The organism is Sedimentibacter hydroxybenzoicus DSM 7310, assembly GCF_013403245.1.
Lineage (GTDB): Bacteria > Bacillota > Clostridia > Tissierellales > Sedimentibacteraceae > Sedimentibacter > Sedimentibacter hydroxybenzoicus.
In genome coordinates this window covers 52073-70545 of record NZ_JACBNQ010000021.1, presented here as the reverse complement: position 1 = coordinate 70545, position 18473 = coordinate 52073, and the positions used below count along the sequence as shown (strand labels likewise).

The window sequence follows — 18473 nt, the reverse complement described above, 5'->3', positions numbered from 1 at the left end:
GATTATACCTGTTTTTGCCAACCAAAAAAAGCTTTTTCTTTATTTGTTACTTTTTCTTAACTCATGCGTTTGTCGTGGTAAGCAGATGACCCAAATCTTTAATTTGGTGTCAGTCGCTTATGCTGTATGCGAAAGCAGATGATCCAAATTTTAATTTGGTGTCAGTCGCTTATACTGTATGTGCAATAAAAAAAGCCAATCCGGTTTATGGGATTAGCTTAACACAAAATTATGACTCTTCAATTTTTAACAAATCTAATATTCTGTTCAAATCTTCATTATTTATATATTCTATTTCTATTTTACCCCTGTTCTTATTTCGTTTAATATTCACTCTTGAAGAAAACCTATCTGTTAATAATTCTTCAATATATACTAAATATTTATCTTTTTCGGGTATTTGTTTTCTTCTTGGCTTCTTGGAATCTCTGACTAACTTTTCTACATCTCTTACACTTAAGCCCTCTTTTATAATTTTATCAGTTATTTCTATTTGTCTTTCCGAATGAAAGCTTAAAATTGCTCTTCCGTGTCCTGCAGAAATTTCGTTGGTCACAATTTTATTTTTTACATAATCATCAAGGTTTGCTAATCTCATTATATTAGTTACGTATACTCTTGATTTACCTACTATATTTGATACTTCTTCCTGTGTTATCCCGTAACGCTCCATAATATAATCATAAGCATTTGCTTCATCGATGGGATTTAAGTCCTCTCTCTGAATATTTTCTATAAGGGCTATTTCAGAAGCATTTCTGTTTTCCATATCCCTCACTATGCAAGGTATGCTTTTTAAGTTCGCACTTTTACATGCTCTCCAACGTCTTTCCCCTGCTATAATAATGTATATATCTTTATCTTTTCTAACAATTATAGGTTGAATTACTCCGTATTTTTTAATGGATTCAGCCAACTCCTCAAGCTTATCCTGTTCAAATACTTTACGTGGCTGATTCGGATTCGGACTTATTAAATTAATATCTATATCTTCAATTCTCTGATTGTCTTCTTTTTCTAAATCCTCAGGTATCAATGCCGATAATCCTTTTCCTAAGGCCTTTCTTTTAAGTGCCATGGTAACCTCCTTAATTGTTTTTTATTAATTCTTCTGCCAATTTTACGTAAGCTTCACTACCTTTTGATTTATCATCATACAGCATGATCGGTTGACCAAAACTTGGAGCTTCAGCTAATCTTACACTTCTTGGAATAACTGTTCTGTATACTTTATCCTTAAAATATTTTTTAACCTCTTCTACAACCTGTATGGAGAGATTTGTTCTTCCGTCAAACATATTTAAGAGAACACCTTCTATTTCCAATTTGGGATTCAAGTTTTTTCTGACTAATTTAACAGTATCAATAAGTTGTCCGACTCCTTCCAGAGAATAGTATTCACACTGTATCGGAATCAATACTGTATCGGATGCTGTCAGTGCATTCAACGATAATAAGCCAAGTGACGGCGGGCAGTCAATTATTATAAAGTCATAGGTATCATCCAATAAATTTATGGATTCTCTTAAGGTTTTTTCTCTGTACTTAGTATTTGTCAATTCTATTTCTGCGCCTGCTAACTGAATATTTGCGGGAATTAAATCTAAATTTTCTATATCTGTCTTATGTATAACTTTATTTATGTCCGTATCTTCTATCAAAATGTCATATATGGTTAATTCTAAATTGTTTTTATCCAGACCGAATCCACTGCTTGAATTTCCCTGAGGATCAATATCAATGCTTAAAACCTTTTTACCTTTTAAAGCTAATGCAGCACATAAGTTTACATTAGTAGTTGTTTTGCCAACTCCGCCTTTTTGATTGAAAATGCTTATTACCTTAGTCACTTTATCACCTTCTATATGCTTTTTTTAGGTATCCTTACTTTAATTTCAATAAACTCGTCAGATTCTTGCTGCTCAAACTTTGCTTCAATACCGGTTTTTAATATTTCATTGTAGGCATTTTTTATAGTATTTATATATATTTTATAATTAATAAAGTTTCTTACATAGCGCTTGTCCTTCATTTTCTTAATATTCAAATCTTCTGCAATTGAATTTACAAGCTTTTCTGTTTCACTTACATTTAAATCTTTCTTTATTATTTTTTCGAGGACACTTAAAAGTATTTCTTCATCCTCTATTTTCAGAAGTGCTCTTGCGTGACGTTCAGTTAATTTGGCTTCCCTAAGTTCATTCTTAACTGATTCCGGCAGCTTTAAAATTCTCATTTTATTCGCTATTGTCGATTGGGACTTACCTAACTTTTCCGCTAATTGCGTTTGATTTAATCCGAAATCTTCAATCAGCCTTTCAAAAGCCATCGCTTCCTCGATAAAATCCAAATCCTCTCTCTGGAGATTTTCGATTAAGGCCATTGCTGCGGATTCTTCTTCCTTAACCTCTATAACAACTGCAGGAATAGTTTCCATCCTTAACAATTTAACAGCTTTTAACCGCCTTTCTCCTGCTACCAATTCATAAATATCATCATATATTTTTCTTACGGTTATCGGTTGAATTATGCCGTAGCTTTTAATCGACTGGCTTAATTCCTCCAAGCTTTTGTCATCAAATACTTTCCTCGGTTGATTTTTATTAGGTATAATTTTACTTACATCAATATTAATTATATTGCTTATCAAAGAATTCTCCCCCTTATACCAATGGCTCTTTACTTGGTTTTCCCGCTTTTCTCGGGTATTTTTTGTCTGTTTCTTTTATTTTTTCTATTATAACTATTTTTCTGATGACATCCGTTCCCGGCAAATTAATTTCTTTAATTTCTTTAACGATCCCTCCAAGCTTTTTAACAGCATTTTTAGAATTTTCAATTTCCAAGGAAATATTTTCGCTCTTATATGCCGCAAAGTAACCTCCTTTTTTTACAAAAGGTAAGCAATACTCGCTCAGCACATTTAACGGAGCTACCGCCCTTGAAACACAGATGTCAAACTTTTCTCTGTAATTTTTATTTTGTCCGAAATCTTCTGCTCTGCCATGAATAAATTCAACACCGTCGAGTAAAAGCTCATTTGAAACTATGGTTAAAAAATCTATTCTTTTCCTTAAGCTGTCTAAAAGAATTACCCTATAATTATTGTTAACTATTTTTAAGGGCAACCCAGGAAATCCTCCTCCGGTACCAACATCTATAATACTCTTTTCTTCATTGTGATTCCCTTCGTTCATCAGTAAGACACTGTCTAAGAAATGCTTAACATAAATATCTTCGTCATCTTCTATGGAAGTAATATTAATTTTCTGATTCCATTCCTTCAACAAGTCTCGGTATTTAATAAACTTTCTTTCTATTTCATCGTTATAGGGAATTTTAAGCTGTTTAAAGCCTTCATTCAATGTCTTAATCAAGGTATACTCCTAATATTAATATTTAATTATTGAGGACATTCCTCCTATCCCTCAAAGACTATCTGTATCAAAAAGAGGTGTGTCCCCTTTCCTCTATCGGTGTGTCCCCATACCTCTGAATGTCATAAGATAAATTAACAATACATTTATATCAGATGGGGAAACTCCGGATATTCTTGATGCTTGACCTATTGAATCGGGTCTAATTTTATTTAATTTTTGCCTTGCCTCTAACCTTAAGCTTCCAATTTCGTCATAGTCAATATCTGTCGGTATCTTTTTGTTTTCAAGCTTTTTGAATTGTTCCACCTGATTTATCTGTTTTGCAATATAACCTTCATATTTTATGACTGTTTCAACGTAATCCTTTATCTCTTTTTTAAGCTTAGGTCTGTCCGTATCTAACTCATAGGTATTTTCATATCTTAGCTCAACCCTTTTTAAAAGCTCGTATAAGGATAATGCTTTACTTAAGGGTACGCTTCCCGCTTTTTCCAACAAATCATTTGTTTCTGCTTTAGGAGTTATTTTAATTCCTTTTAGCCTATCTATTTCATTTTCTATTGCTTCTTTTTTATCTATAAATTTCTTATATCTTTCTTCTGTAACCAAACCAGCATCGTAACCTTTTTGTGTCAATCTTTCATCGGCATTATCCTGTCTTAATAATAACCTGTATTCGGCTCTTGAGGTCATCATTCTGTATGGTTCATTAGTTCCTTTAGTTATCAAATCATCTATGAGGACACCTATATACGCTTCCGATCGATCTAATACCAACGGTTCTTTACCCGTCAGGCTCAAAACGACATTTATTCCCGCTATTAAGCCTTGTGCCGCTGCTTCTTCATAACCTGAGCTTCCGTTAACCTGACCGGCGAAAAATAAGTTTTTAATACTTATAAGCTCCAGGCTGCTCTTTAGCTGAGTAGGATCTATGGAATCATACTCTATAGCGTATGCAGACCGCATAATCTGTGCATTTTCCATACCAATCATCGACCTGTACATAGGTATCTGGACTTCGTACGGAAGTGATGACGACATTCCCTGGATATACATTTCCTTTGTGTCCAAGCCTTCCGGCTCGACAAAAAGCTGGTGTCTGTCTTTGTCGGAAAACTTAACAACCTTATCCTCTATGGATGGGCAGTATCTCGGACCTATACTTTTTATCACTCCTTCATATAGAGGCGATCTGTCTAAATTTTCTCTGATTATTTCATGTGTTTTTTCTGTCGTATAAGTTATATAGCAAGGTACCTGCTCTATATTTATTTCATCCGTCATAAATGAAAATGGTATTATCTCTTCATCTCCTGTTTGAACATCCATTTTTTCGTAATCGATTGAATCTGAATGGATTCTTGCAGGGGTACCCGTTTTAAATTTTCTCATTTCAATTCCTAAATCCATCAGGGATTCAGAAAGTTCGGTTGATGGCTCCAATCCGTTGGGACCTGAAGAATAATTAAGCTCTCCTATATAAATTCTGCCTTGCAGATATGTTCCGGTAGTTATTATTACTGCTTTAGCCCTGTAGTATGCTCCAAGCTTTGTAATTACATTAAAGCTTCCGTCTTCATTTATTTTTAAATCTGTTACCTCCGATTGAATAACCTGAAGTCCTTTTTGGTTTTCTAATACCTTTTTCATTTCGGCATGATATTTATTTTTATCCGCTTGAGCTCTTAAAGAATGTACTGCAGGTCCTTTAGAGCGGTTTAACATCTTACATTGTATCATAGTTTTATCTATATTTAAAGCCATTTCTCCGCCAAGCGCATCAATTTCCCTGACCAGGTGTCCCTTTGCTGTACCTCCGATGTTAGGGTTGCACGGCATCATCGCTATTGAATCTAAGCTCATCGTAAGAACTATTGTTTTCATACCAAGACGTGCAGCAGCAAGGGATGCTTCACAGCCTGCATGGCCTGCCCCAATAACAGCAACATCAACGCTGTCAGCAAGAAATTCTCTTACTTTATCATTCATTTTTTTCCTCTTCTTTCAATTTGGGGACATTCCTACAAAGCTTGACCTCAACGGTTTTCTCTTCTTTGGAGGTGTGTCCCCTTTCCTCTTTATTTCCCTATACAAAATTCATTAAAAATTTTGTCCATTAAATCATCACTAACTGTTTTACCAACTATTAATCCAAGGCTTTCCATTGCCTGCTTTAAATCTATGTCTATAAAATCAATCGTCATTTGATTATTAATTGAATTTAAAACTTCTTTTAAACTGTTTTTAGCTTTTATCAATAAATTTTTATGTCTCACATTGTTTATAATCAATTCATCGCTTATATTTATTGACCCTTCAAAAAACATTTGGTTTACCTTGTTTATTATTTCTTCTAATCCTTGATTTTTTAATATAGAAATATTGATTAACTCTTTTTCGATATTTTCATATTTTTTTAAATTTAGTTTTCTTGGTAAATCTGTTTTATTACTTATATAAACAACTTTTTTGTTTTTAACATAATTAATTATATATTCATCGTCCTCTTCGAGATCTGTTGAAGAATCAAAAACCATTATTACTAAATCTGCTTCATCAACCTTACTAAGTGCTTTTTCAACACCTATTTTTTCTACCTTATCATCTGTATCTCTGATGCCTGCCGTATCAATTATCCTTAAAGGAACACCTTTAATGTTTACATATTCTTCGATTGTATCCCTTGTAGTGCCCGGTATCTCCGTTACAATTGCACGGTTTTCATTTAAAAGAAAATTCATGAGAGATGATTTTCCCACATTTGGTTTTCCAAGTATAACTGTTTTTATACCTTCTTTAAATATTTTTCCCGTGTCCGCTGTTTTTATTAATCTGTCAAGCTCATTAACTAAGCTTTCACTTAGTTCCTTAACCTTATTTATTGTTACCTCATCCTCGTCATATTCGGGGAAATCTATATTAACCTCTATATTGGCAAGCAGATCCAGTATTTCTTCTATTATTTCATTAATTTCTCTCGATAATCTTCCTTCAAGATGATTAACCGAAATTTCATGACTTGAATCCGTTTTAGAATTAATAATATCTATAACAGCCTCTGCCTGTGCAAGGTCTATTCTACCGTTTAAAAATGCTCTCTTTGTGAACTCTCCTCTTTCAGCTGCTCTGCAGTCATGAAGCAGCACCGTTTCCAATATTTTTTTAGCTGAAATTAATCCGCCATGACAGTTAATTTCAATAATATTTTCTTTAGTATACGTATTTGGAGCTTTCATATATGATATCAACACTTCATCTATAACCTTGTTGTTATCATCCACAATATGTCCGTAATGCAGATATCTTGGCTTTAAATCTAAGTCATTTTTACCGTTCTTTACAAAGATTTTTTTAGCTATATCCAGTGCATTATTTCCGCTTATTCTTATTATATTAATACCTGCATTTCCCAGAAATGTAGCTATTGCAGCTATTGTATCAGTATTCATCAAATCACCGTATCTTTCTAAACATTGAGTATATATTATTATATATTCTACCCTAAATTACAGTAAATGTATAGTCAAAAATAAAACCCGGATATCCGGGTTTCAAAATCAATATATTCGACAAGGTCGCAGGCGGACATTTTAAACGACATACCTACTTTAGGTCGATTACTACCTTTCTGTATGGCTCATCACCTTCAGAATAAGTTATAATATCTTTCTCATCCTGTAAAGAAGAGTGTATTATTCTTCTTTCGTACGGATTCATTGGTTCAAGTCGAACTTTATGCTTATAATATCTGCATTTATCCGCCATTTTAAATGCCAGTTTTTTCAAAGTTTCTTCTCTTTTAGATCTGTAATCTTCAACATTGAAAATTACTCTGACATAATTCTGTCTTCCTTTATTAACTATTAAATTTAAAAGGAATTGAATTTCGTCTAAATTTTTCCCTCGTTTTCCAATGATAATTCCTTTATCATCCTCGCTGATTTTAGTAATATCCGCCCTTAATACATTGTCGGATAAGCTTACTTTATAAACAGCTTCTATGTCCATTTTTTTAAGCAATACGTCTATAAATTTTTTTGTTCTTTCTTCCGGACCATTTGTAACCGTTACTTTTATCTTAGCATTTTTACTTCCAATCAAGCCAAATAAACCTTTAGACGGTTCATTTATTACTTCAACTACCACTTCATCTTTTTCGGCTTCTAGCTCATTTAATGCTGCAATAACAGCTTCTTCTACGGTAGCTCTTTCAATAGTTACATTTTTCATCTATTTTAATTCCTCCTTAGGATTTTTGGACGAATTCATAACGATATACTGCTGTACTAATTGGAATATATTTGAAACAACCCAGTACAAAGCTAATCCTGCAGGGAACTGTAAACCAAATATAAATATCATGACAGGCATCATCATATTCATAGATCTTTGAGTAGCTTCCTGCTGTTCATTCATAGCAGGCTGCGATGTCATCTTTGTAGTTAAATAAGTTGTAAATGCTGATACTGCAGCTAATATAGGCAATGCAGCTCCTATAAAAGGTATCGCCATTCCCATTGAAATACCATTTATTATTCCGCTTTCATACACATAATTTTCAGCAAAGCTTAAATCCCTGATCCATAAAAATGTTTTATTAATTACATCATAGGCCTGCTGATTATCAAATACATATATTTCGGGTGATCTTATAACATAAAAGAAAGAAATAAGAATAGGAAATTGTATAAGCATCGGTAAACACCCTGAAAACGGGCTATAATTTGCTTCTTTGTATAATTCCATCTGTTTTCTTTGTAAAGTTTGCGGATCTTTTCCATATTTCTCTTGCAGTTCTTTGATTTTCGGATTTAATTCCTGCATTTTTTTCATTGATTTAGACTGCTTAAGAGTAAACGGCATCATTAATAATTTAAAAATGATTGTTGATAATATAATTGCAATTGCATAAGCAGACAGATAACTGCTGTCTAATCCGGAAACCATATTATATAATAATTCAACAAGCATTCCCATTGGTTTTGCTATAAAATCTAAATTCATTATTTCCTCCTATTTTAAAGGGTCATATCCACCGGGATTAAAAGGATGACATCTGAATATTCTTTTGATACCTAAAAATGAACCTTTAAAAAAACCGTATTTTTGTAAGCTTTCAATAAAATATTGTGAACATGTAGGATAGAATCTACAGTGTCTGACTGATGAATTTGAAGAAAATTTTTGATATATACGAATAATAAAAATCAAAATTTTACTTATTTTTATCACCCTTTAATAAGTTTTTTCTTTTAATTAATTTATTAAAAGATTTTTCCAAACCTTTATAATCTGAATCTGTAGCATTTACTCTTGCCATTAAAACGATATCATAACCTTCTTTAATATTATACTCATTTAATCTTACTATTTCCTTTAATCTACGTCTTATAATATTTCTCTGAACTGCTTTTTTTATTTTTTTTGCCGCAGTAAAACCAAATCTGTTGAATCCGTAATTATTTTTCTTTATAAATAAAACAAGATTGTAATCAGATATAGAATTATTACAATTATATACTGCCTTATATTCAATATTCTTTTTTATTATTATCATATCGTTTCCTACTTATTACTTTTATTCCAATTTATATATAATTGGAATAAAAGGCCACTAATGCGGCCTTATGCTGACAATTTTTTTCTACCTTTTGCTCTTCTTCTCTTTAAAACATTTCTTCCGGACTTTGTGCTCATTCTTTTTAAAAATCCATGTTCTCTGCTTCTCTGTCTTCTTTTTGGTTGATAAGTTCTTTTCATCAGAAACACCTCCTCATATAACAGATATCTATATAAATATCTTAAATTTTCACGTTTATAAATTATAATATTTTTAAATATTGATGTCAACATAGAAAAATATTTTATACTGTTTTAACCTCAAATGCAGACAAGTATTTGTCTGCTACATAGGAAAACAGTATTACTGATTCGCTTCAAGGGAAATTTTTCATGCGAATTAGTTTTAGCTATTGTAATATACTATATTTTCATAAATATTGCAAATATTTTTTAAAATAAAAAAATAAAATTGATATTGTGGATAAAAAATGATATTATGTTATATGTCTGTGGATAACTTTTTCATTTGATAAATTTATGGACAACTAGTTCTTGCTTATGCAAAAATCCCATTCAATCAATGTTAGCAATTGTTTAAATCTTTTATCAACAATTGTTTATATCATATATTTTTAACTATTTTAACAGATATTATGAACACAATGTTAATTTTTTTTACCAACAACCGGAGGATAATATGAATTTTGAAGATTTATGGAACGAAGTCCTTGAGATTGTAAAAGAGGACACCAATCAAGTAAGCTTTAATACTTGGTTTAAGCCCCTTAAAATTGTCGCATATAAAAACAATACCATTTATTTAGAAACAGCTGACGATTTTTTAAAAAATACCTTAAAAAAGAGACACTATAACTTTCTTAAAAATGCCTTTACATACGTTTTAAAAAAGGATACAGAATTAATATTTACCATACCCGGTGAAAATATAAATAAGGAAGACAAAAAAAATATCTCTGTAAATAATGATGAAACTGATGTTATTAATACAGGAAGGAAGTTAAATCCTAAATACAGATTTGATAACTTTATTATAGGAAATTCCAACCGTTTTGCTCATGCAGCATCGTTAGCAGTTGCAGAAGCGCCTGCCACTGCTTACAACCCCTTATTTTTATATGGAGGCGTTGGGCTTGGAAAAACACACTTAATGCATGCAATCGGTCACTATATACTTGACAGTAATCCGGATGCATATGTTTTATATGTTACTTCAGAAAAATTTACAAATGACCTTATTAATTCCATTAAAGACGGGACTAATGAGGAATTCAGAAATACTTACAGAAAAGCAGATGTCCTTTTAGTTGACGATATCCAGTTTATTGCAGGTAAGGAAAGTACTCAGGAAGAATTTTTCCATACATTTAATGCACTTCATGAAGCAAACAAGCAAATTATAGTATCAAGTGATAATCCGCCAAGTGAAATACCTACTCTGGAGGATCGTCTCCGTTCACGTTTCGAATGGGGTCTGATTGCTGATATTCAGCCGCCGGATTATGAAACAAGAATAGCAATTTTAAGAAAAAAGGCAGAAGCTGAAAATTATAACGTTCCTGACGATGTAATATCATATATAGCTCAAAATATTCAATCAAATATAAGAAAACTTGAAGGAGCCCTCATTAGAATTTATGCTTATGCTTCACTTACTAATAAAAAAGAAGTTAATTTAGAGCTGGCTCAGGAGGCATTAAAACATTTAATTTCTAATAACAAAAAAATAACTATAAATGATATTAAGGAAGTTATCGCAAATTATTATAATATATCAATAGAAGATTTAATTTCAAAAAGAAAAACCAAAAACATTGCATATCCAAGGCAAATTGCAATGTATATAGGCAGAAAGTTGACTGATTTATCACTTCCTAAATTAGGTGAAGAATTTGGAGGAAGAGACCATTCAACGGTCCTTCACGCTTATAACAAGGTGGAAGAAGATATAGAAAATAGTCAGGAAGTAAAGAAAAGTGTAGATGATTTAATTTCAATGCTAAACAATTAATGTGTATAAATTGTTTATAATTGTTGACAAAAAATATTTATTATTTTTATGGAGTAAATAAAAAGTTATTCTATCAACAGTTAATAATTTTTTATTCGTTGGTAGTTCAAATGAAATAACTGTTTTCAACAAATTAACACATACTACTAATATTACTGTTTAATTATTTTATATCTTTCTATATAATATCACAATTAAGAGTTGTGCACATTTTTCGAGAATCTTAATTATTTGCACAATAAAAAAGGAGTCACTAATGAAAATAAAAGTAAACCAAAATGATCTTAATAAAAGCATCAATATCGTACAAAAAGCAGTTTCTTCAAGAACTCCGCTGCCTATCTTATCAGGGATACTCATAGAGGCAAAGGATAATATGCTTATACTTACGGCAACAGACTTAGAATTAGGAATTAAAACATATTCTCCCTGTGAAGTTGAGGAAGAAGGTTCAATTGTAGTTCATGCAAAACTAATAGGTGATTTTGTCAGAAAGCTTCCTTCAAACTCCTATGTTTATATTGAAACTACAGAAAATAACAATATGGAAATTAAATGTTTGAATTCCGAAATAAACATTTTAGGAAATTCGTCCGAAGAATATCCAAATGATACTTTTAACAATCAAGGAAATTCATTTATGATAAAACCTGACAAGCTTAGAAAATTAATAAAATATACTTATTTTGCAACAGCTCAAGATAATATTAAACCTATATTTACAGGTTGTCTCATTGAAATTAAAAATAATATTTGTACATTTGTAGCTCTTGACGGATATAGAATGGCGGTAAAAAAAGATAAAATCGATTATGATGGTGAAGTTTCTGTTATTGTGCCTTCAAAGACGTTGGTAGAAATTTTAAGAATTATTGAAGAAGATACAGATAATTTAGAAGTAATAGTATCGGAAAGTCATGTTTCCTTTAAATTAGATAATACAATTATTATTTCTAATCTTTTAGAAGGTAAGTTTATCGATTATGAGGGAATAATAAAGGATAATTACGTTACGGTGGCAAGTGTGGAAACATCCGACATAAGAGATAGTATTGAAAGAGCTTCACTTTTAGCAAAGGATGATAAGAATAATTTGGTAATACTTGATATTAAGGAAAATAATATGCAAATTAATTCTGCTTCAGAATTTGGTAATGTAGAAGAAAATGTACCAATAGATAAAAATGGTGAAGACATTAAAATAGGATTTAATTCTAAATATTTATTAGATTTTTTAAAGGTAATTGAAAGTGAAAGAGTGAGCTTAAATTTAATCGGCAAAAATAATCCTTGCTTCATGAAGGAAATCAATGAAGAAAAAGAAGGACAGGAAGAAAACGACTTTATTTATATGGTTCTGCCGGTGAGAATCAGTTAAGCAGATGACCCAAATCTATGATTTGGTGTCAGTCGCTTATTAGAGAGGTATTCGAGATAATATGGAAAAAATAAAAATCAACACAGAATTTATCAAGCTTGACCAATTATTAAAATATGCCAATGCTGTCGAAGGCGGAGGCATGGCAAAAAATGTAATACTTGACGGAATGGTAAAGGTAAACGGTGAAGTTGTTTTACAAAGAGGAAAAAAACTCAGAGACGGGGATATTGTTAAATATAACAACGAAGAATATATCATTTCAACAGAGGAAAAATGATAGTCAAAAATATAAAAATAAAAAATTACAGAAACTTTAAAGAAGCAAATATTGAATTGAATGATTCTCTGAATATATTTGTCGGAGACAATGGTCAGGGAAAAACAAATTTAATGGAATCTGTTTATCTTTCTTCAATAGGCAGAACCTTCAGATTAAACAGTGAAAATGAGCTTATAAATTTTTGTGAAAATAAGAGCCTTATAGAAGTATTGTTAAACAAAAACAATTATGATACTAAAATTGAATTAGTGCTTGAAAAAAATAAGAGAAAGACAGTTTTAATAAATGGTGTTAAGCTAGATAAGACATCTGAAATGATAGGAATTTTGAACAATGTTATTTTTACTCCTGATGATATGAAAATTATTAAAGGGAGTCCTGTTGAAAGACGTAAATTCGTAAATATATCTTTGTCTCAGATAAAACCAAAATATAAATATTTGCTTAGTAATTACAAAAAAATTTGTGCGGAAAGAAATATGATTTTAAAAAATTACTGTACAAAGCCGGATAATAAAGATATTATTAATATTTGGAATGATTATCTGATTAATATAGGTACTGAAATAATACTTTACAGAAATGATTACATAAATAAATTAAAAAAATATGCAGTAACTATTTATGAGGATATTTCAGGTAAAAAAGAGAAATTTGATATAAATTATAATTGCAATGCAGTCAATCAAAATAACATTGATAAAAATGAAACGAAAAAATATTTCACTGAAAAAATAAATTCTAATTTAAACAGTGAAATTCAATACAAGACGACACTATACGGACCACATAAGGATGATATAATAATAAAAATAAATAGTAAAGAAAGTAAATATTTTGGATCACAAGGTCAGCAGAGATCTGCGGTATTGGCAATAAAGCTTGCCGAAATTGAAATTATAAGGGAAGAAACAGGTGAATATCCCATATTGCTGCTGGATGATGTATTGTCTGAGTTAGATAATAAAAGAAAAGGCTATTTAATAAAATATATACAGGGAATTCAAACTGTTATTACTACTACAGATGACAATGATTTAAATATATTGACAAAGGATTACAATAAGAAAAAATTTTATATAAACGAAGGAAAAATAGGCAACATTACAAATTAGAGGAGAAATAAATGGCGGATAATAAAAACAATCATTATGGTGCTGAGCAGATACAGGTTTTGGAGGGTTTGGAGCCCGTAAGAAAAAGACCCGGTATGTATATCGGTTCTACAGGAGAAAGAGGATTGCACCAATTAGTTTATGAGGTTGTAGACAACAGTATAGATGAGGCATTGGCAGGCTACTGTGACACAATCAACGTTACGATTAATGAAGATAATTCTGTAGAGGTTGTAGACAACGGCAGAGGAATTCCTATAGAAAAAAATATTAAAACCGGCAAATCTACATTGGAAACAGTTCTGACCGTTCTGCATGCAGGGGGAAAATTTAATAATGACGCATATAAAGTGTCAGGAGGACTTCACGGAGTAGGTGTTTCATGTGTTAATGCTTTGTCAGATTTTTTAACAGCAAAGGTTAATTGGAACGGTAAGATATATAAGCAGTCATTTGAAAGAGGAGTTGCAAAATCAGAGGTTGAATATATAGGAGAAACAAAAAAGAGTGGTACAACTATAACATTCTTACCTGATTCAAGTATATTTGATGCCATTGATTTTAATTATACAATATTAAAGCATCGTATGAGAGAGCTTGCCTTTTTAAATAAGGGTATAAAAATAACCTTGGAAGATAAAAGAAACAATGTGAAGGATGAGTTTCATTATGAAGGAGGAATCAAACAGTTTGTCGAATATTTAAACAGCAAGAGAGATGCTCTTCATAACGATATCGTATATGTTGAAGGTAAAAAAGAAAAAGTAATAGTAGAATTATCATTCCAATATACAGATTCTTATAATGAAAATATTTTTTCATTCGTAAATAATATTAACACCATAGAAGGAGGAAGTCATTTAGTAGGATTTAAAACTGCTCTTACTCGTGCTATTAATGATTATGCAAAAAAATGTAATCTACTGAAGGAAAATGATGTTCAAATAACGGGCGAAGATATAAGAGAAGGTATTACTGCAATTTTATCCATAAAAATACCAAATCCTCAATTTGAAGGACAGACGAAGACTAAATTAGGTAACAGTGAAGTAAGAGGTATTGTTGACAATATCACAGGTGAAGCATTAAGTAATTATTGTGAAGAAAATCCAAAAACAGCAAAATTAATTGTAGAAAAATCCTTAAGATCTGCAAGAGCAAGAGAAGCTGCAAGAAAAGCAAGAGATCTGGCAAGAAGAAAAGGTGCTTTGGACAGCATGGCGCTTCCCGGAAAATTAGCTGACTGCTCTGAAAAAGATCCGAAGCTTTGCGAAATTTGCATAGTTGAAGGTAACTCTGCAGGAGGTTCTGCCAAAGAAGGAAGAGACAGAAGATTCCAGGCTATTCTTCCACTCAGGGGAAAAATATTAAACGTTGAAAAATCAAGAATCGATAAAATATTAAATTCTGAAGAAATAAAAAATATGATTACCGCATTCGGCACAGGCATAGGAGAGGATTTTGATATATCTAAATTAAGATATTATAAAATCATAATAATGACGGATGCAGATGTTGACGGAGCTCATATCAGGACATTACTTTTAACATTCTTTTACAGATATATGAAGGATTTAATTACGGGTGGTCATGTGTATGCTGCTCAACCGCCTTTGTATAGAGTAAAAAAAGGTAAGTTTGAACAATATGTATATAGTGATGCAGAATTAAACAGGGTTTTGGAGGAAATAGGAAGAGATAACAAGGTTGAAATTCAAAGATATAAAGGTCTCGGTGAAATGGACCCAGAACAGCTTTGGGAAACAACGATGAATCCTGAAAGCAGAATTCTGTTAAGAATTAATGAAGATGATGCAATGTCAGCAGATGAAACATTCAATATACTTATGGGTGATAAGGTAGCTCCACGTAGAGAATTTATTGAAGAAAATGCAAGATACGTTAAGAATTTAGATATATAGATGAGGTTATAAATGAGCGAAATTGAAAACAAAAGTCAAATTATAGATACTAACATAACCGATGAAATGAGAAAATCTTATTTAGATTATGCTATGACGGTTATAGTATCAAGAGCACTGCCGGATGTAAGAGATGGTTTAAAGCCCGTTCACAGAAGAATTCTTTATTCGGCAAATGAGCTTGGATTAACTCCGGATAAACCACATAAGAAAAGTGCACGTATCGTCGGAGATGTTCTTGGTAAGTACCATCCTCACGGAGACACTGCCGTATATGATGCAATGGTCAGATTAGCTCAAAGCTTTTCAATGAGATATCCATTGATTGACGGTCACGGAAATTTTGGTTCAGTAGATGGTGATCAAGCTGCAGCGATGCGTTATACGGAAGCTCGTATGTCTAAAATGGCAATGGAACTTTTAAGAGATTTCAATAAGGATACTGTAGATTTCAGGCCAAACTTTGATGAAACATTAAAGGAACCGGTTGTACTTCCAAGTCGTTTTCCTAATTTACTTGTTAACGGTTCACAAGGTATAGCCGTTGGTATGGCAAGTTCCATTCCTCCTCATAACATAGGAGAGGTTATAAACGGTATAATGGCATATATAGATGATCCGGAAATTGATGTTCTTGGATTAATGAAATATATTAAAGGACCTGATTTTCCGACAGGCGCTATAATTGAAGGAAAAGATAATATTAAAAATGCTTACCTTACAGGCAGAGGCTTTGTAAAGGTTAAATCAAAAGTTGAAATAGAAGAAATGAAAAACAACAGAAGCAGGATAATTGTTTCTGAAATTCCTTACATAGTAAATAAAGCAAGGTTAATTGAAAAAATTGCCGAGTTGGTTAAAGATAAAAGAATAGATGGAATTTCCGATTTAAGAGATGAAAGTGACAGAACAGGTATGAGGATTGTTATTGAAATTAAGAGAGATTTCAATCCTAATATTGTACTTAACAATTTGTATAAACATACTCAGTTGCAGGATAATTTCAGTATTATTATGATTGCATTAGTTAATAATGAGCCAAAAGTTTTAAACTTAAAGGATATGATTCATTATTACGTAGAGCATCAAAGAGAAATTGTAGTAAGAAGAACTCAGTATGATTTAAATAAGGCTGAAGCAAGAGCTCATATAGTTGAAGGCTTGAGGATTGCCATAGACAATATTGATGAAGTTATCAGAATAATCAGAGCTTCATATAACGATGCGGAACAAAAATTAATGGAAAGATTTAATTTATCTGAAATTCAGGCCAGAGCAATCGTAGATATGAGATTAAGACGCTTGCAAGGTCTGGAAAGAGAAAAATTAGATGCCGAATATGAAGAATTAATAAGAATGATAAATAAATTTAAGGAAATACTTGCTAATCAACATTTGGTTGACCAAATAGTTAAGGATGAATTAAAAGAAATTAAAGATAATTTCTATGACGAAAGAAGAACTGAAATAATAGCAGACGAAGGTGAAATAGGAGTAGAGGATTTAATAGAAGAAGAAAATGTAGCAATTACTCTTACAAGCTTCGGATATATCAAAAGATTGCCTGAAGATACTTATAAAGCTCAAAACAGAGGTGGAAAGGGTATAACAGCTCTTACTACAAGAGAAGAGGATTTTGTAAAGGATTTATTTATAACTTCGACTCATGATTATTTGTTATTTATGACGAATAAGGGTAAAATGTACAGAATTAAAGCTTATGAAGTTCCTGAAGCAAGACGTCAGGCAAAGGGTACGGCTGCTATTAATTTAATAGGTATCGATACTAATGAACAAATCAGAGCAATAATTCCTATCAGAGATTTTAATGACGATGAATTCTTGATATTTGCGACTAAGAAAGGTATCATTAAGAAAACTAAGCTAAATGAATTTGACACTTCAAGAAAAACAGGCCTTGTTGCAATTAAAATAGCTGATGATGATGAGCTTATCAGCGTAAATAAAACTGACGGTACCAAGGATATATTTATAGTTACTAAATATGGTAAGGGAATAAGATTCAATGAAAGTGATGTCAGAGATATGGGCAGAAACACAATGGGTGTCAAAGCGATAACTACATCAGCTGATGATGAACTTGTTTCAATGAGCATTATTAATCAAAGTGAAGAAAATAATAAATATATATTGACTGTAACAGAAAAAGGTTATGCAAAGATAACTGTTTCATCGGAATACAGATGCCAGAACAGAGGCGGAAAAGGCATGAAGGCGCACAACATTAATGAAAAGACGGGACGAATTGTGGGATCGTTAATAGTTGAAAAAGAAGATGACATAATGCTTTTAAGTGTCAACGGCACAATAATCAGAATGCATGCAAAAGGTATTTCAATAATGGGCAGGGATACTCAGGGAGTTATTGCAATGAGATTGAATAATGACGATAAAGTTGCTTCAATTGCGAAAATTTATTCAGAAGAAGATTTAGAAACCGAAGAAGAATAAAGTGGAGGTAATTATGTCTTTAGAAATTAAGTACGATGTAACTTCAGATAACAAGTTAGAAATACAACCAATAGGAGAAGTAGATATATATACTTCTCCTGCACTGAAAAACAAAATTTATGAATTGATTGAAGAAAAAAAATTAGATATTTTAATCAACGGTAATAACTTAGATTATATTGATTCAACCGGGCTTGGTATTTTAATGGGAATTTATAAAAAGCTCAAAGAAAATAATCTGAATATTAAAATTACTAATTTAAAACCAAATATCTACAAATTATTTGATATTACCGGATTAAATAAAATATTCAATATTCAGGAGTGAT

General features: G+C 31.5%; 18 protein-coding genes. 7 read left to right on the top strand and 11 right to left on the bottom strand.

Annotation, left to right across the window (positions count from 1 at the left end; genetic code table 11):
* Positions 1 to 229: 229 nt before the first annotated feature.
* From HZF24_RS15010 to rpmH, 11 genes are all read right to left on the bottom strand, one after another.
* The gene (locus tag HZF24_RS15010; protein WP_179239160.1) at positions 230 to 1078 is read right to left on the bottom strand and encodes a ParB/RepB/Spo0J family partition protein; all 849 of its coding nucleotides are present in this window, start codon (positions 1076 to 1078) and stop codon (positions 230 to 232) included.
* A 10-nt stretch (positions 1079 to 1088) separates the two neighbouring features.
* Positions 1089 to 1850: a ParA family protein gene (locus tag HZF24_RS15005; RefSeq protein WP_179239159.1), complete on the bottom strand. Its 762-nt coding sequence runs from the start codon at positions 1848 to 1850 to the stop codon at positions 1089 to 1091.
* Positions 1851 to 1861: 11 nt separating this feature from the next.
* Entirely contained in the window at positions 1862 to 2650 is a 789-nt protein-coding gene (gene noc, locus HZF24_RS15000) for a nucleoid occlusion protein (protein WP_179239158.1), read from the bottom strand.
* A gap of 13 nt (positions 2651 to 2663) precedes the next feature.
* Positions 2664 to 3377, bottom strand: a complete 714-nt coding sequence (rsmG, locus tag HZF24_RS14995; protein WP_179239157.1) for a 16S rRNA (guanine(527)-N(7))-methyltransferase RsmG — start codon at positions 3375 to 3377, stop codon at positions 2664 to 2666.
* Between the two features lie 93 nt (positions 3378 to 3470).
* Entirely contained in the window at positions 3471 to 5372 is a 1902-nt protein-coding gene (gene mnmG, locus HZF24_RS14990) for a tRNA uridine-5-carboxymethylaminomethyl(34) synthesis enzyme MnmG (RefSeq protein ID WP_179239156.1), read from the bottom strand.
* An 89-nt stretch (positions 5373 to 5461) separates the two neighbouring features.
* Positions 5462 to 6832 carry a tRNA uridine-5-carboxymethylaminomethyl(34) synthesis GTPase MnmE gene (gene mnmE, locus HZF24_RS14985; RefSeq protein ID WP_179239155.1) on the bottom strand — a complete coding sequence of 457 codons (1371 nt, stop codon included), beginning with the start codon at positions 6830 to 6832 and terminating at the stop codon, positions 5462 to 5464.
* Between the two features lie 154 nt (positions 6833 to 6986).
* Positions 6987 to 7613, bottom strand: coding sequence for an RNA-binding cell elongation regulator Jag/EloR (gene jag, locus HZF24_RS14980; protein WP_179239154.1), 627 nt, complete (start codon positions 7611 to 7613; stop codon positions 6987 to 6989).
* The gene (locus tag HZF24_RS14975; RefSeq protein WP_179239153.1) at positions 7614 to 8387 is read right to left on the bottom strand and encodes a YidC/Oxa1 family membrane protein insertase; all 774 of its coding nucleotides are present in this window, start codon (positions 8385 to 8387) and stop codon (positions 7614 to 7616) included.
* A 9-nt stretch (positions 8388 to 8396) separates the two neighbouring features.
* Complete coding sequence (yidD, locus tag HZF24_RS14970; RefSeq protein WP_179239165.1) at positions 8397 to 8606, bottom strand: membrane protein insertion efficiency factor YidD; 210 nt, start codon at positions 8604 to 8606, stop codon at positions 8397 to 8399.
* Positions 8599 to 8940 (bottom strand): ribonuclease P protein component, encoded by a 342-nt coding sequence (gene rnpA, locus HZF24_RS14965; RefSeq protein ID WP_179239152.1) that lies wholly within the window; start codon positions 8938 to 8940, stop codon positions 8599 to 8601. The genes yidD and rnpA overlap by 8 nt, the downstream gene beginning before the upstream one ends.
* Positions 8941 to 9008: 68 nt before the next feature.
* A complete protein-coding gene (gene rpmH, locus HZF24_RS14960) occupies positions 9009 to 9143 on the bottom strand; it encodes a 50S ribosomal protein L34 (protein ID WP_179239151.1) in 135 nt (44 codons plus the stop codon).
* A gap of 499 nt (positions 9144 to 9642) precedes the next feature.
* Here rpmH and dnaA point away from each other — a divergent pair, with 499 nt between their 5' ends.
* The 7 genes from dnaA (at position 9643) to HZF24_RS14925 (ending at position 18472) form a co-directional block, all read left to right on the top strand.
* Positions 9643 to 10974 (top strand): chromosomal replication initiator protein DnaA, encoded by a 1332-nt coding sequence (dnaA, locus tag HZF24_RS14955; RefSeq protein WP_179239150.1) that lies wholly within the window; start codon positions 9643 to 9645, stop codon positions 10972 to 10974.
* A gap of 256 nt (positions 10975 to 11230) precedes the next feature.
* Entirely contained in the window at positions 11231 to 12352 is a 1122-nt protein-coding gene (gene dnaN / locus HZF24_RS14950) for a DNA polymerase III subunit beta (RefSeq protein ID WP_179239149.1), read from the top strand.
* A gap of 61 nt (positions 12353 to 12413) precedes the next feature.
* Positions 12414 to 12632 (top strand): RNA-binding S4 domain-containing protein, encoded by a 219-nt coding sequence (locus tag HZF24_RS14945; RefSeq protein WP_179239148.1) that lies wholly within the window; start codon positions 12414 to 12416, stop codon positions 12630 to 12632.
* Positions 12629 to 13750, top strand: coding sequence for a DNA replication/repair protein RecF (gene recF, locus HZF24_RS14940; RefSeq protein ID WP_179239147.1), 1122 nt, complete (start codon positions 12629 to 12631; stop codon positions 13748 to 13750). Before HZF24_RS14945 ends, recF begins: the two co-directional genes overlap by 4 nt.
* Before the next feature lie 11 nt (positions 13751 to 13761).
* Positions 13762 to 15672 carry a DNA topoisomerase (ATP-hydrolyzing) subunit B gene (gene gyrB / locus HZF24_RS14935; protein ID WP_179239146.1) on the top strand — a complete coding sequence of 637 codons (1911 nt, stop codon included), beginning with the start codon at positions 13762 to 13764 and terminating at the stop codon, positions 15670 to 15672.
* A gap of 12 nt (positions 15673 to 15684) precedes the next feature.
* Entirely contained in the window at positions 15685 to 18144 is a 2460-nt protein-coding gene (gene gyrA, locus HZF24_RS14930) for a DNA gyrase subunit A (RefSeq protein WP_179239145.1), read from the top strand.
* 13 nt (positions 18145 to 18157) lie between these two features.
* Positions 18158 to 18472, top strand: a complete 315-nt coding sequence (locus tag HZF24_RS14925) for an STAS domain-containing protein (RefSeq protein ID WP_179239144.1) — start codon at positions 18158 to 18160, stop codon at positions 18470 to 18472.
* Position 18473 lies beyond the last annotated feature (1 nt).